15 protein-coding genes and 1 tRNA gene are annotated in these 13,727 nt (G+C 30.4%); 10 read left to right on the top strand and 6 right to left on the bottom strand.

The window, feature by feature from the left end:
• Positions 1 to 35 precede the first annotated feature (35 nt).
• On the bottom strand, positions 36 to 524 hold the full coding sequence (locus ABD771_RS07155) for a DUF1761 domain-containing protein (RefSeq protein ID WP_345092730.1): 489 nt from the start codon (positions 522 to 524) through the stop codon (positions 36 to 38).
• Positions 525 to 708: 184 nt separating this feature from the next.
• On the opposite strand from ABD771_RS07155, the gene ABD771_RS07150 reads away from it, so the two are divergent.
• Entirely contained in the window at positions 709 to 1,563 is an 855-nt protein-coding gene (locus ABD771_RS07150) for a leucine-rich repeat domain-containing protein (protein ID WP_345092727.1), read from the top strand.
• A gap of 115 nt (positions 1,564 to 1,678) precedes the next feature.
• On the opposite strand, the gene ABD771_RS07145 is transcribed toward ABD771_RS07150, so the two are convergent.
• Entirely contained in the window at positions 1,679 to 2,125 is a 447-nt protein-coding gene (locus tag ABD771_RS07145; protein ID WP_345092724.1) for a KTSC domain-containing protein, read from the bottom strand.
• Between the two features lie 55 nt (positions 2,126 to 2,180).
• Positions 2,181 to 2,253: transfer RNA gene (locus ABD771_RS07140), tRNA-Met, on the bottom strand.
• Between the two features lie 220 nt (positions 2,254 to 2,473).
• On the opposite strand from ABD771_RS07140, the gene era reads away from it, so the two are divergent.
• Positions 2,474 to 3,358: a GTPase Era gene (era, locus tag ABD771_RS07135; RefSeq protein WP_345092721.1), complete on the top strand. Its 885-nt coding sequence runs from the start codon at positions 2,474 to 2,476 to the stop codon at positions 3,356 to 3,358.
• 2 nt (positions 3,359 to 3,360) lie between these two features.
• On the opposite strand, the gene ABD771_RS07130 is transcribed toward era, so the two are convergent.
• Entirely contained in the window at positions 3,361 to 3,864 is a 504-nt protein-coding gene (locus ABD771_RS07130) for a hypothetical protein (protein ID WP_345092717.1), read from the bottom strand.
• A 115-nt stretch (positions 3,865 to 3,979) separates the two neighbouring features.
• On the opposite strand from ABD771_RS07130, the gene der reads away from it, so the two are divergent.
• From der to ABD771_RS07100, 6 genes are all read left to right on the top strand, one after another.
• On the top strand, positions 3,980 to 5,290 hold the full coding sequence (der, locus tag ABD771_RS07125; RefSeq protein WP_345092714.1) for a ribosome biogenesis GTPase Der: 1,311 nt from the start codon (positions 3,980 to 3,982) through the stop codon (positions 5,288 to 5,290).
• A gap of 48 nt (positions 5,291 to 5,338) precedes the next feature.
• On the top strand, positions 5,339 to 5,971 hold the full coding sequence (locus ABD771_RS07120; protein WP_345092711.1) for a 7-carboxy-7-deazaguanine synthase QueE: 633 nt from the start codon (positions 5,339 to 5,341) through the stop codon (positions 5,969 to 5,971).
• Position 5,972: 1 nt separating this feature from the next.
• A complete protein-coding gene (locus ABD771_RS07115) occupies positions 5,973 to 6,704 on the top strand; it encodes an energy transducer TonB (RefSeq protein WP_345092708.1) in 732 nt (243 codons plus the stop codon).
• Positions 6,705 to 6,839: 135 nt separating this feature from the next.
• On the top strand, positions 6,840 to 7,244 hold the full coding sequence (locus tag ABD771_RS07110) for a DUF2059 domain-containing protein (RefSeq protein WP_345092705.1): 405 nt from the start codon (positions 6,840 to 6,842) through the stop codon (positions 7,242 to 7,244).
• Between the two features lie 86 nt (positions 7,245 to 7,330).
• The gene (locus ABD771_RS07105; protein WP_345092703.1) at positions 7,331 to 8,110 is read left to right on the top strand and encodes an energy transducer TonB; all 780 of its coding nucleotides are present in this window, start codon (positions 7,331 to 7,333) and stop codon (positions 8,108 to 8,110) included.
• Positions 8,111 to 8,135: 25 nt separating this feature from the next.
• Entirely contained in the window at positions 8,136 to 9,302 is a 1,167-nt protein-coding gene (locus tag ABD771_RS07100; RefSeq protein ID WP_345092700.1) for an aminotransferase class V-fold PLP-dependent enzyme, read from the top strand.
• 9 nt (positions 9,303 to 9,311) lie between these two features.
• On the opposite strand, the gene ABD771_RS07095 is transcribed toward ABD771_RS07100, so the two are convergent.
• The gene (locus ABD771_RS07095) at positions 9,312 to 10,031 is read right to left on the bottom strand and encodes a class I SAM-dependent methyltransferase (protein WP_345092697.1); all 720 of its coding nucleotides are present in this window, start codon (positions 10,029 to 10,031) and stop codon (positions 9,312 to 9,314) included.
• A 62-nt stretch (positions 10,032 to 10,093) separates the two neighbouring features.
• Between ABD771_RS07095 and ABD771_RS07090 the strand changes: the two genes are divergently transcribed.
• Positions 10,094 to 10,591: a YkgJ family cysteine cluster protein gene (locus tag ABD771_RS07090; protein ID WP_345092694.1), complete on the top strand. Its 498-nt coding sequence runs from the start codon at positions 10,094 to 10,096 to the stop codon at positions 10,589 to 10,591.
• Positions 10,592 to 10,623: 32 nt separating this feature from the next.
• Here the strand turns inward: ABD771_RS07090 and ABD771_RS07085 are convergent, their stop codons facing one another.
• Positions 10,624 to 11,832, bottom strand: coding sequence for an exo-beta-N-acetylmuramidase NamZ family protein (locus ABD771_RS07085; RefSeq protein WP_425556460.1), 1,209 nt, complete (start codon positions 11,830 to 11,832; stop codon positions 10,624 to 10,626).
• A 71-nt stretch (positions 11,833 to 11,903) separates the two neighbouring features.
• Here ABD771_RS07085 and ABD771_RS07080 point away from each other — a divergent pair, with 71 nt between their 5' ends.
• Positions 11,904 to 13,139 carry an ABC transporter permease gene (locus tag ABD771_RS07080; protein ID WP_345092686.1) on the top strand — a complete coding sequence of 412 codons (1,236 nt, stop codon included), beginning with the start codon at positions 11,904 to 11,906 and terminating at the stop codon, positions 13,137 to 13,139.
• Positions 13,140 to 13,727 lie beyond the last annotated feature (588 nt).

The raw sequence follows: 13,727 nt of genomic DNA, 5'->3' as shown, positions 1-13,727 counted from the left end.
AAAGTAGAGCGATTCGATTATAAATAAATGTTAAATTATTTCCATCCGCAGATGATGGCTCCCATTACTGTCATTATAACGGTCCAATATCCTGCTGTAATAGCAATATATTTCCATGATTTTTGCTCAAAAAGACTATTGATAGCAATAATCGGAAGTCCTAAAAATAGTCCCGACATAAATCCATGTAATGCTCCATGTTTAAAAGTTCTAAAATTGTCACCATAATCAGCCATAAAAGCTGCATATGATGGTTTTGCTGTTGCTATAAAATCAGGACCTCCAATCATACCTAATGCTCCAAACTGATGAATTACAAGGGCTGACATCAAAAAGGCAAGCATCAATGAATAAACAAATGTCAATCCAAAAATCTTCAACATATTTCCTTTTTGGGCTTGTTCTTCGGTCATTCCTGTTTCGTTCATCCAAATGCTTCCAAAAACTTTTGGATTATACCAAATAAAACCTACAACTAAACTAGAAAATGCTGCAGCAAAAACTGCGTAAAAATTAAATTCCATAATTAATATATTTATTGGTTAATATAACAAATATATAAAAAAAGACAAATTAAAAAATAAATATTATTTGTAAGATAAAATTTATAAAATATATTAAAATTATAAAAGATAATGCATTTCATCGATTTTATTTGCTTATAAACGATAAATTTAATTGTTTTACATCTCAATAAAACAAACCATCATGAAAGCAACAATTACATTTTTAGTTACTTTTTTCTTTTCAGCAACAATGTTTGCAGAAGTTTCTATGCTTGAAAAAAATGCATTAATTAGTTTAAACAAAGCAACTAATGGAGAACAATGGGTTACTAAATGGAATCTTAATAGTCCTGTGAATACATGGTTTGGTGTTAAAGTGATTAACGATAAAGTTGTTGCTATTGATTTGTCAAATAATAATTTGTCCGGTAAATTGCCAAATGAATTATCAAATTTGAAATCTTTGCAAAAATTAAACTTGTTTAAAAATAATATTGAGGGTTCAATTCCAACGAGTCTTGGTGAATTAAAATCACTTCAAGTTCTTGATTTTTCTTTTAATAAATTGTCGGGTTCATTTCCATCAGAATTGACTAAAGTAGTTTCATTAAAAGAGATTCATTTGTTTATGAATAGCTTAACTGGAGAATTGCCAAGTACAATTGGTTGTTTAACAAATTTACAAGTTTTATCTCTTTACAATAATGAGTTTTCAGGTAATTTACCAGAATCATTGTATAATATCAAATCACTTAGAGTTCTTCAATTAAACAGCAATAAATTTTCTGGTGAGTTAAGTAGTTTAGTTTCAAATTTAGTTGCTTTAGAAAGTTTAAGTCTTTTTGATAATAAAATGAATGGTCAAGTGCCATTAAATTTAGAAAAATTATCTAATTTGACAGAAATGAATATTTCTTACAATAACTTTAATGGACTTGTGTCTAGAAAATTAGCTAAAAAAGATATGTTAAGTTTAACTATGGTTGATCAATATTGTGTAGCGTCTACTTTAAAAGTAGTAATGGATAAAGATAAAGCTGTAGCTTCAGAAGAATAATAATAGTTATAATAAAAATATTTTTATATAATCAAACCTTAGTGAATATTCGTTAAGGTTTTTTCTAATATTTATTTTTAAATATATATTTTTTTATTCTAATATGAATCGAAAATTAATCTTCAGTTCCTTCTCCAGCTTTTCTGTAAATGAATTTTCCATAAATGTGACGTTTTGCAAAACGATTAGGCGATTCAGAATTCACCATTTTTATGTAAACGTTTTTTGGAACACCAATATATTCATATGAAACACCATTAACGTGAGTTACAAAAAGAGTTTGTTTCTCGAAATAATAATCAAGAATATTATGATTATTGATAGTGTCTTGGTATTCAGGAAGATTTTTTTCAACAGTTTCATTTGAGATACTTACCAAAAAATGATAGGCATTAATGATGTTTTTACTTTTTTCTTCCGCAGCTAATTTTCCTTCTTCATCATTTACAAATTTGTCAGGATGTGAATCCTTCATACTGTTTCTGTAAATGGTTTTTAATTCTTTTAAAGTTACATTTTTGTCAACTTCAAGTAACTTTCTGTACTCAACAACTCTTTTCATAAATAATTTTTTGCTAAAAAATAAAAGCCACTCTTTTCAGAATGGCTTCTCTTAGTAGCGGGAACAGGACTCGAACCTGTGACCTTCGGGTTATGAGCCCGACGAGCTGCCTACTGCTCTATCCCGCGATGTTTCGAGTGCAAATATACAACGAATATCGATACTCGCAACAAAAAAATTAAAAAAATCTTTTATTTCTACTATTAGCTTGATATGACTACCTTTGCAACAAATTAAATTAAAATAAATGTAACACAAAGCCGGTTTTGTAAACATTATAGATTTGATATTAAGAGGAGAATGTCCAGTGGACATTTGGTAGATTAAATGTAATTTTAAAAAATAAACATGATACATAAAGCAGGTTTTGTTAATATTATTGGTAACCCAAACGTTGGAAAATCAACATTAATGAATGCTTTCGTTGGTGAAAGATTGTCAATTATTACTTCAAAAGCTCAAACTACTCGTCATAGAATTCTCGGAATTGTAAACGGAGATGACTTTCAAGTAATACTTTCTGATACTCCTGGGATTATCAAGCCTGCTTATGAAATGCAAAAATCAATGATGGATTTTGTTAAATCTGCCTTTGAAGATGCCGACGTCTTAATTTATATGGTTGAAATTGGAGAAAAAGAGCTTAAAGACGAAGCCTTTTTTAATAAAATCATTCATGCCAAAATCCCAGTTTTACTGTTACTTAATAAAATAGATAAATCAGATCAAGAGCAATTAGAGGAACAAATCGATCTTTGGAAAGCGAAAGTACCAAATGCTGAAATCTATCCAATCTCAGCTTTAGAAAATTTCAATGTAAAAGAAGTTTTTGCAAGAATTTTAGAACTTCTTCCAGAATCACCAGCATATTATCCTAAAGATGCATTGACGGACAAACCAGAACGTTTTTTTGTGAACGAAACCATTCGCGAGAAAATCCTTTTAAACTACGATAAAGAAATCCCATACGCAGTAGAAATTGAAACGGAAGAATTTATTGAAGATGATAAAATCATTCGAATTAGATCCGTTATTATGGTAGAACGTGACACTCAAAAAGGAATTATTATCGGTCACAAAGGTGCGGCACTAAAGCGTGTCGGAATGCAAGCTCGTGAAGATTTAGAAAAATTCTTCGGAAAACAAATTCACATAGAAATGTTTGTAAAAGTCAATAAAGACTGGAGAAATAGTCAATTTCAATTAAGACGTTTCGGATATAATCAAAAGTAGTCTTAAATTTTATCTTTCAAAATTCTGTTGGTTAATTCTTCAAGTTTGTGCATTTGAGGTTGGCATTTTTTTCTGTTAACTCTAGCTTGAAAATACAATGCAAACCAAAAAACTACCATCAATCCCATAATTACAAAGTCATTAGTAGTAGATTGTTTTAATGTCCAATGCGAATATGCAATCATCATAAAAACTAAAAAAACACCAGCAATAAAGAAATGTAGGAACATAAAGAAAGTCCAAACTGTTTGGTCTGGTCCAAAAAGTCCTTTTACATGTGTTGTTTTATCTTCTTTTTCTTCTAATTCCAAATGTAAATGTGGAGAATAATACTTTCGTTTGGCTAAAGTGATGAATAAAAATATATGATGATCTGATATTTTTACTCGATAATCATTTTTAACTTCTTCTTTAATTTTTGTTGCATGTTCAATAATTTCATTCATTGACATGGAAACATTTTTTTGAAATCGTGGACGAAGCACGATAGTATTATCCAATTCCATTACTTAAATTTTAACATTCAAATTCTTTAAAACATAGTTTTTTTAGTATTACAACCATACTAAGGTAAGAAAAAATAAAATTAGTAGTACCTTTGCAGCTTATTTTAAAATCATTATGAATAACATTGTTGCGATAGTAGGAAGACCTAATGTAGGGAAATCAACCCTTTTCAATAGGCTGATACAAAGAAGAGAAGCTATTGTAGATTCAGTTTCTGGTGTAACCAGAGATAGAAACTATGGTAAAAGCGAATGGAACGGAAAAGAGTTTTCCGTAATTGATACCGGTGGATACGTTAGAGGAAGTGACGACGTATTTGAAGGAGAAATTAGAAAACAAGTAGAACTAGCCATTGATGAGGCAGATGTTATTATTTTTGTTGTAGATGTAGAAGAAGGAATTACTCCAATGGATGATGCTGTTGCAAAATTACTTCGTAAGGTTACAAAGCCAGTTTTATTAGCCGTAAATAAAGTAGATAACTCCATGCGTGAAAAAGACGCTGTTGAATTCTATAACCTAGGATTAGGCGAATATTACACATTTGCAAGTATTTCAGGTAGTGGAACAGGTGATTTGTTAGACGCATTGATTGATGCTTTTCCAGTAAAACCAGAACCAACTAAAGAAGAAATCGTTTTACCACGTTTTTGTGTTGTTGGCCGTCCAAATGCAGGAAAATCTAGTTTCATAAATGCATTAATAGGTGAGGATAGATATATTGTAACAGATATTGCAGGAACAACGCGTGATGCAATTGATACAAAGTTTGATCGTTTCGGATTTGAATTCAATCTTGTTGATACAGCCGGAATTAGACGAAAAACCAAAGTTAAAGAAGATTTAGAATTTTATTCTGTAATGCGTTCAGTGCGTGCCATCGAACATTCAGATGTATGTATTCTTATTATAGATGCTACACGAGGATTTGAAGGTCAAGATCAAAGTATTTTTTGGTTGGCTGAGAAAAACAGAAAAGGTGTTGTAATTCTTGTAAACAAATGGGATTTGGTAGAAAAAGATACCATGTCTACTCGCGATTATGAAGCAAAAATCCGTGAACAATTACAACCTTTTACCGACGTGCCAATTATTTTCGTATCGGCATTAACAAAACAACGTTTACTGAAAGCATTAGAAGAAACAGTAAAGGTATACGAAAACAGAGCACAACGTATTTCTACTTCAAAATTCAACGATTATATGTTGAAAATTATAGAAAATCATCCGCCACCAGCATTGAAAGGAAAATATGTAAAAATTAAATATTGTATGCAATTGCCAACTCCAACACCACAGTTTGTGTTTTTTGCCAACTTGCCACAATATGTAAAAGAAGCTTACAAACGTTTTCTTGAAAATAAAATTCGTGAAAATTGGGATTTTTCTGGTGTGCCAATTGATATTTATATAAGAGAGAAATAATTTTTATACTAACAGATTTCCAAAATCTTTTAGGTATTTTTAATAAAAATGTTAGAAAAAAACATACAAATAGCTGTCGATAAAGGTGAAATGCTTCCGCTTATGGAAGAATTTTATACTATACAAGGCGAAGGATTTCATACAGGAACAGCAGCTTATTTCATAAGAATTGGAGGTTGCGATGTAGGTTGTCATTGGTGTGATGTAAAAGAAAGTTGGAATGCAGAACTTCATCCTCCAACAGCAACAGATGTCATTGTAGCTAATGCCAAAAAGTATGCAGATACAGTTGTGATTACAGGAGGAGAACCATTAACTTGGGATATGAATCCGCTTACTCAAAAATTGAAATCACAAGATCTTCGTGTTCATATTGAAACTTCAGGATGCTATCCAGTTACAGGAACTTGGGATTGGTTTTGCCTTTCTCCCAAGAAAAACAAGTTGCCAGTTGAAAGCGCCTATGAAATTGCTAATGAACTTAAAGTAATTATCTACAACAAACACGATTTTATTTTTGCCGAAGAACAAGCAGAAAAAGTTAACCCAAATGCAATTCTTTTTCTTCAACCAGAATGGAGTAAAAAAGATGAAATGACTCCGCTTATTGTAGATTATGTGATGAAAAATCCGAAATGGAGGGTTTCATTGCAAACTCATAAATATTTGAATATTCCTTAAAATGAAATGGATTGTACTTTTTTTACTGTTTTCATCAAGTCTTTTTTCTCAAATTGGAGGAGAAGATGAAGTCTATTTGAATGGAGACAGAATAGAAGCTAAATTCAATGGAGGTGGTTTAGATAAATTTTATGATTATATAAACGCAAACTTTAATTTTTCTAAAGTTAGCAAGCCGGGAAGAATGGTTACGGCTTTTACAGTTAATGAACTTGGTGAGATTAAAAATATTAAAGTGGTTCAATTTGTAGATGTTGAGACTGCTACCGAGATTGTAAGAGTCTTAAGAAGTGCTCCAAAATGGGATCCAGCAACACGTGGTGGAAAATCCATAAGTGTTGAAATAAAGTTTCCATTAGACTTTAAGCTTTCAAACAGAACTGAACAAACGGATACAAATAAAGTAGATAAACCATTAAATGAGTTTCCTTCTGATTCTATAAATAATAAAACTCAAGGAGGAATGAGTAAGTTTTATAATTTTTTAAAGAAGAATTATAACACACCAGATGTTCCAAATTTAAAAGGACAGGTCATTGTTGGTTTTACTATAAATGAGGATGGAACTTTAAGTGATTTTAAAATTGTTAAGGATTTAAAACATGGAACAGCAGAAGAATTGATCCGTGTATTAAAGTTAACTTCTGGTAAATGGACTCCAGCGAAGAAGGATGGTAAAAATGTAAAATCTACATTTACTTTGCCCATAAATATTAGCACTCCTCCTGAATAAAAATAAAAAACTTATTTTTTTGTAACTTTTTTGAAAATCAAACAACTTATAAATTGTGTAGAATTAATCAAATTTATTTTGGCACAATAATTGAAAAATTATATATTTATAAAAAATTTTAAAACCACAAAAAAAATGAAAAAACTTATTTTAACGTTCGCTTTGCTATTAGTAGCTCAATTTGGTTTCTCTCAAGCTGTTGATGAAGCTTTCAAAAAAGATGTATTGAAAGTAATTGAAAGAAGTGGCTCTGGGCTTAGTTCTTATAAAAAACAAATTTTAGCAAATATTCCTGAAGATAAACAAGCAGCTTTTTCAGTTGAGTTTGATGGTTTAATAGCTAAAGCTAACGATTTAACTGCAAAAATTTACATGGAAGAATATTCAAAAGAGGATATTAAAGCAATGTTAGCCTTTTATGAAAGTCCAGTAGGAAAAAAAATGTCGGAGAAAGCTCCAGCAATCATGGAAAAATCTCAAGCATCAATGATGGAATTGCAAGGAGAAATTCAATCAATGATGATGAAATATATGCAATAATTGTTGATTCAATTAAAATATAATTCCAAATGACATTCGTTGTTTGGAATTTTTTTATTTTTATCAACTAACAAAATTTTAAATCTATGAGAAAAGCAATCTTTTTATTTACTATATTGATAAGTCAATTTATTTTTGGACAAGAAGATTATAGTAAATATAAACCCGTTGAACCTTTGTATAATAATGGTGGCGTAGAAAAGTTTTATGAATATTTATCAAATACTATCGATTATACAAAAGTTGAAAATGAAAAAGATGTAATAATTGGTTTTGTTTTAGGAAATGATGGTACAATGAATCACATAAAAGTTAGTTTTTGTTCAAATTTAGAAGCTGAAAAAGAGATAGCTTTTGTTTTACAAAATGCAATAAAATGGGATTTGTCTAATCAAAAGGATAAAAATTTATTCGTTTGTTACAAAATGAAATTATTTTTTTCTAATAAAGAAGTAAAAGGCTTAACAAAAACTATGTGGTTTAAAGATGATGTTGTAGATATAAACATTGATAAAAATGAATTTTCAAGTTCAGAAGAAAAATTAAATAGTAAAGATGATAATTTAATATATAATTCTGCTGGACTAGATGTAAGACCAGAATATCCTGGAGGAATGTCAGAGTTCTATTTGTACATACAAAAAAATTATAAAGTGCCCAATATAAAGGGATTAGCTGGGAAAGTAATTGTTAGTTTTGTTATCGAAAAAGATGGCTCAATTACTGATGTTAAAGTTTTGAGAGATATAGGTCATGGCACTGGTGATGAAGTTGTTAGAGTTCTTAAAAATTGTAAAAAGTGGCTGCCGGCAGAACAAAATGGAGCTAAAGTGAGATGTAGTTACATACTTCCAATTAACCTTTAAACCAAAGAAGAATAAAATTACACACATGAAATCACAATTTCTTTTAGATAATAACATTATTTTTTTAAATCACGGTTCGTTTGGATCTTGTCCAAAACCTATTTTTGAAGAATTTCAACGATTGCAATTGGAGTTGGAGCAAGAACCGGTGCATTTTATTCAGAAGAAGTTGCCTGTTTATTTGAAAGAAGCCAAAAAACCCCTAGCAAAATTTGTAGGTTGTGATGCAGAAGATTTCTTTTTTACACCAAATCCAACTTTTGCTGTTAATACCATAATGAGAAGTTTGAATCTCCAAGTTGGTGATGAAATACTAACAACCAATCACGAGTATGGAGCAATGGACAGAACTTGGAATTTCTATTGCAAAAAGTCAGGAGCAAAATATATTCGTCAAGAAATTTCCTTACCCATTGTTTCTAAAGAACAAATTATAGAAGAATTCTGGAAAGGATATAATGAAAACACAAAAGTAATTTTCTTGAATCAGATTTCAAGTTCGACGGCATTGATTTTTCCAGTGAAAGAAATTTGCGATAAAGCACAACAACTTGGATTAATTACTATTGTTGACGGCGCTCATGTTCCAGGTCATATAGATTTGAATATTCAAGAATTGAATCCCGATTTTTATACAGGAACATTGCATAAATGGATGTTGGCTCCAAAAGGAAGTTCGTTTTTATATGTAAAAAAAGAATTTCAAGCCGATGTTGACCCATTAGTAGTAAGTTGGGGTTACGAAAGTTTAGTGCCAAGCGATAGTCAATTTCTAGATTATCACGAATATCAAGGTACAAATGATCATTCGGCGTATTTGTGTACACCTAAAGTGATTCAGTTTTTGGAAGAAAACAATTGGAAAGAAAAGGCGAAAGCTTGTAAAAAAATAGTTTTAGATAATTACCAACGTTTTTGTGATTTGGTTGGAACACAACCAATATGTCCAATTTCGGAGGAATTTTTTGGTCAAATGGCAAGTATTTCTATTAGAACCGAAAAACCTATGGAATTGAAAGAGTTGTTGTATACCAAATATAAAATCCAAATTCCAATTATGCCTTTGAATGATAAGATTTATATGCGTTATTCGATTAATGTGTATAATTCTCAAGAAGATTTAAATGCTCTTTACCAAGCGATTACTGATATTATCAAAACTACCGATTTGATTCAAGTCAACGAATTGTAGGATTAGCTTCTAAAAAAGACGCGCCAAATAATCAAAATGTTTTCCTTCTTCAATTAATTCGCATTGCAAACCGTTTGCGAAAGCCGCATTTTGTAGCGTATTATAATCCAAATACAACCACGGAAATGCTTTTTCAGTTTGGTTTTTATAAGAAATAGTAAAGATTAGTTCGCCGTAATAACCATTAGCAGGAATCCATTTAGAACCATCGTCATCTTCATCAAACATATAAATAATATCTGAAGAATCTATTAGAATTTGACCATTTGGAGTCAATAAACTTTTTAGTTTTAACAAGTATTTAGAAGTTTCTGCTAATGTTCCGAAAATTCCTGTTCCGTTCATCAATAATAAAATAGTATCATATTTATTCTGATGACCTTCAGAATACACTTTCAAATCCAAAATATTTTCAACTTTAGCATTTTTCAAACCTCGAAGTTGACACGCTTGAATCGCATTTTCGGAAATATCGATGGAAGTTACTTCTAGTTTTTTGGTGTTTTGAAGATGTAAACTATGACTACCAGCGCCACAACCTACGTCAAGAACTTTACCTTTACTAAGCTGAAGTGCTTTCTTTTCTAATTTCGGCATTTCTTTATAGGAACGAAAAAGATAAGCAACATCCATTTCATCAGCTGACGATATGTTGGTTTCTGTAATAATGTCTTCAGGCGAATTGTTGGTTTGAAAATCGAGAATGGCTTTTCCAAATAAATCTAACATTTTTGTAAAGTTTCAGGTTTAACGTTTCAAGTTGTTTAAATTTGCATCAGAAATCAAACTAAATGCTAAAGCCTCAATTAAACGAACTCGGAAAACTTGCCAAAGATAAGCATAACGAAAACAAAAAGTATTTCGATAAGCTGAAAAAGAAAGCACCTAAAAATTTAGATTATGTAATGCAAGATTTACATGATGTCGAATTCAAAAAAACCGATTGTTTAGAATGTGCCAATTGTTGCAAAACTACTGGACCACTGTTTACTTCAGCTGATATTGAGCGAATTTCAAAGCATTTTAGGCAAAAACCACAGCAATTTATTGATCAATATTTGCGTATTGACGAAGACAAAGATTATGTTTTAAAAAGTGTTCCGTGTACGTTTTTAGAATCAGATAACAAATGTTTTATCTATGATGTGCGTCCAAAAGCTTGTCGAGAATTTCCGCATACTGATAGAAAAAAGTTCCAACAGATATCTGATTTGACTTTGAAGAATGTTGAAATCTGTCCAGCAGCATATAATATTGTAGAAAAAATGAAAGAGAAAATAGTACTTTAGAAGTCTATTTTCTATATTCTTTTCTCTATTTTCTACTTATAAATCAAATACTTCTTCCTCATTTCCTTAAAATCATTCAACCCTTTCTCCCAAGATTTTCTGATTTCAATTTCTGAAACACCATCAATTATTTGATGTTGTAGTTTTTTAGTTCCTGCTAGTTTGGTAAAGAAATCATTAAAGAATTTAGATTTATCCAAAGTCGAATTGTAGGCTTTAATCAACCATTTCAACTCCAATTGATTTACTTTTGGAATAGAAGTTAAATTTTCTCCATAGCATAATTGGTTTTTATAAATAGGTTCTTTAGCTCCAAAATTTGGAATAGGAGTAAAGCTAAAATCACTTTTAGGTAAAAATGGCGAACCATAAATCTGAAATTGCATTTCCGTGCCACGACCAACACTAACATTTGTTCCTTCAAACAAACACAAACTTGCGTATAAGTTTATTGATTGGTTATTTGGTAAATTAGGAGAGGGTTTCACAGGTAAACTATAGTTCATTTCTCGATTGTAATCTGCACAATGTATAACTTTTAAGTTACATTGAATTCCATTTTTCAACCATTTTTCACCATTTATCATTCTTCCATACTCACCAATAGTCATTCCATGTAATAAAGGTATTGGATGCATTCCAACAAAACTAGTGAATTCTTTTTCCAAAATCGGTCCATCAACAATAGTTCCATTAGGATTTGGTCGGTCTAAAATCATTAATTCTATATTGTTTTCAGCACAAGCTTCCATTATATAATGTAGAGAAGAAATATAGGTGTAAAATCGTGCTCCTACGTCTTGTAAGTCAAAAATCATTACATCAATTCCGATTAATTGTTCAGGTTTTGGTTTTTTGTTATTTCCATAAAGTGAAATTATCGGTAAATCTGTTCTAGAATCCTTTCCATCTATAATATGTTCACCTGCATCTGCAGTTCCTCTAAAACCATGCTCTGGAGCAAATATTTTTTGAATGCTAATTTTATTCTCGATAAGAAAATCAACTAAATGAACATTATTTGATAAAATTCCAGTTTGGTTTGTAATTACACCAATTTTTTTCTCTTTTAACAAAGGTAAATAAAAAGTATATCTATCGGCTCCAGTTTTTATTGATGAATTAGTTACTTCTTTTTCAGTATTTCTTCTTGAATTTTCAAAATGTCTATTTAATCCGCATGAGGAAGATATTGTTAGGTATCCCAAACAAATAATACAAGTCGATAATAAGTATTTCATCATTTTATAATTTAAATTAACTTTGTCTCTTTGTCCTAAAAAGAAATATCTTTGCAACAAAACCCAAACTTTTGAATTTAGAACATTTCATTGCCAAAAGACTAATTACTGCTAAAGACCATAAAAGTAGTATTTCTGCTCCAATAATAAAAATTGCCATATCTGCTATTGCAATAGGTATTGTTATGATGATTGTTTCAATAGCGACAGGAATAGGTTTACAACAAAAAATACGCCAAAAAGTATCAGCATTTAACGGACACATAATAATTTCTAATTTTAACGGAAATGAATCGGATGGTAGTATAGAGCCTGTTTCTACAAACCAAAAGTTTTATCCAAAGTTCAATGCTGTTGAAGGTATAAATCATATTCAAGCAGTTGCAACCAAGTTAGGAATAATTAGAACCGAAACAGATTTTGAAGGAATAACTTTCAAAGGAGTTGGTAAAGATTACAAATGGGAATACTTGGAAGAGTATTTAATTGAAGGTGGATTGCCCAATCTAAAAAGTAATTTAAACGAAGAAGTTTTAATTTCACAATATTTAGCCAACAGATTAAAATTGAAATTATACGATAGTTTCAATACTTTTTTTCTAAACGAAGGAGATAATAAGTTGCCAAAAAGTAGAAGATTTAAAATTGTAGGAATTTATAATTCAGGTTTTCAGGAATTTGATGCTACTTATATAATAGGAGATATTCGTCACATTCAAAGGCTAAATAAATGGAGCACCAGTCAAGTTGGTTCATTTGAGGTCTTTGTTGATGATTTTACCAAAATAGACGAAAAAGGTCAGCAAGTTTACAAAGAAATATCTTCAACCCTTAATTCTCAAACTATTGTAGAAAAATATTATTGTATTTTCGACTGGTTAAAACTATTCGATTTTAACATTATTGTTATTCTTATTATAATGGTAATCGTATCTACTATTAATATGGTAGTAGCATTGCTTGTCTTGATATTAGAAAGAACTCAAATGATAGGAATTCTAAAATCACTTGGTTCAGATAATTGGTCAATAAGAAAAATATTTCTATACAATTCTTTATACCTAATTCTAAGAGGCTTGTTTTGGGGTAATACTATAGGAATAGGATTGTTGCTTATTCAGAAGAAATTTGAAATAATTAAACTAAATCCAGAAAGTTACTATGTAAATGTAGCGCCTGTAGAAATTAATATACTCTATATCCTTGCTCTTAATATAGGTACAGTCCTTGTCTGTTTGTTGGTTTTGTTAATCCCTTCCTACTTAATAACTAAAATATCTCCTGCCAAAACCATTCGTTTTGATTAATTAGAAGCGAACCATCAGCGCTTTCTTGCGGTCGGTATTCCTGCTTTCCGCGTTACAAGGTAACTGCTTCAATCGGGGCTAGGTTGTTTTTGTATTGAATAGATTTAGGCTTTTCAAAAGATTTTATGTTTAAAGTGGCCGTTTTCAATAAGTGATAGAAAAAACTTTGTTTAACAACAATCACAAAACCAGTGTATTAAAAAATAGTTTTAAAAAAGGGTTTAAATAAGTTTGCGAGATTGAAAAAGATGACTACTTTTGCACCCGCATTAAGGCAGACGTTCTTTAATAAATACTGAAAAAAACTTAAAAAAAGATTTGCAAGGAATAGATAAAGGTTTTACCTATGCCATCCGCAAAACGAATAAGTTTTTTGATATAATTGAGTAAGGAAAAAGAAAAAAATATTTTTTTTCGATTTACTTGCGAGTTAAGAAAAAAGATGTACTTTTGCACCCGCTAATCGAGAGAGATGCGACACAAAAAAGAATGACACGTTCATAGACATATTGAATTGACAGCCGTCTTGTCCACAAGACAAGACAAAGAAAAAGAAAGTAAGGCAAATCGGAAATAGATAGTGTTGAA

Source organism: Flavobacterium chungnamense, assembly GCF_039539165.1.
In the GTDB taxonomy this organism is placed as follows: Bacteria; Bacteroidota; Bacteroidia; order Flavobacteriales; family Flavobacteriaceae; genus Flavobacterium; species Flavobacterium chungnamense.
Note: the sequence above shows the minus strand (reverse complement) of the source record. Positions and strands in the feature narration are given on the sequence as shown.

Bases quoted from the DNA above. Each gene is read 5' to 3' on its own strand.
- ABD771_RS07155 (WP_345092730.1), bottom strand. From the start codon at position 524: ATGGAATTTAATTTTTACGCAGTTTTTGCTGCAGCATTTTCTAGTTTA.
- ABD771_RS07110 (WP_345092705.1), top strand. From the start codon at position 6,840: ATGAAAAAACTTATTTTAACGTTCGCTTTGCTATTAGTAGCTCAATTT.
- ABD771_RS07150 (WP_345092727.1), top strand. From the start codon at position 709: ATGAAAGCAACAATTACATTTTTAGTTACTTTTTTCTTTTCAGCAACA.
- ABD771_RS07145 (WP_345092724.1), bottom strand. From the start codon at position 2,125: ATGAAAAGAGTTGTTGAGTACAGAAAGTTACTTGAAGTTGACAAAAAT.
- era (WP_345092721.1), top strand. From the start codon at position 2,474: ATGATACATAAAGCAGGTTTTGTTAATATTATTGGTAACCCAAACGTT.
- der (WP_345092714.1), top strand. From the start codon at position 3,980: ATGAATAACATTGTTGCGATAGTAGGAAGACCTAATGTAGGGAAATCA.
- ABD771_RS07085 (WP_425556460.1), bottom strand. From the start codon at position 11,832: ATGAAATACTTATTATCGACTTGTATTATTTGTTTGGGATACCTAACA.
- ABD771_RS07130 (WP_345092717.1), bottom strand. From the start codon at position 3,864: ATGGAATTGGATAATACTATCGTGCTTCGTCCACGATTTCAAAAAAAT.
- ABD771_RS07100 (WP_345092700.1), top strand. From the start codon at position 8,136: ATGAAATCACAATTTCTTTTAGATAATAACATTATTTTTTTAAATCAC.
- ABD771_RS07095 (WP_345092697.1), bottom strand. From the start codon at position 10,031: ATGTTAGATTTATTTGGAAAAGCCATTCTCGATTTTCAAACCAACAAT.
- ABD771_RS07105 (WP_345092703.1), top strand. From the start codon at position 7,331: ATGAGAAAAGCAATCTTTTTATTTACTATATTGATAAGTCAATTTATT.
- ABD771_RS07090 (WP_345092694.1), top strand. From the start codon at position 10,094: ATGCTAAAGCCTCAATTAAACGAACTCGGAAAACTTGCCAAAGATAAG.
- ABD771_RS07120 (WP_345092711.1), top strand. From the start codon at position 5,339: ATGTTAGAAAAAAACATACAAATAGCTGTCGATAAAGGTGAAATGCTT.
- ABD771_RS07115 (WP_345092708.1), top strand. From the start codon at position 5,973: ATGAAATGGATTGTACTTTTTTTACTGTTTTCATCAAGTCTTTTTTCT.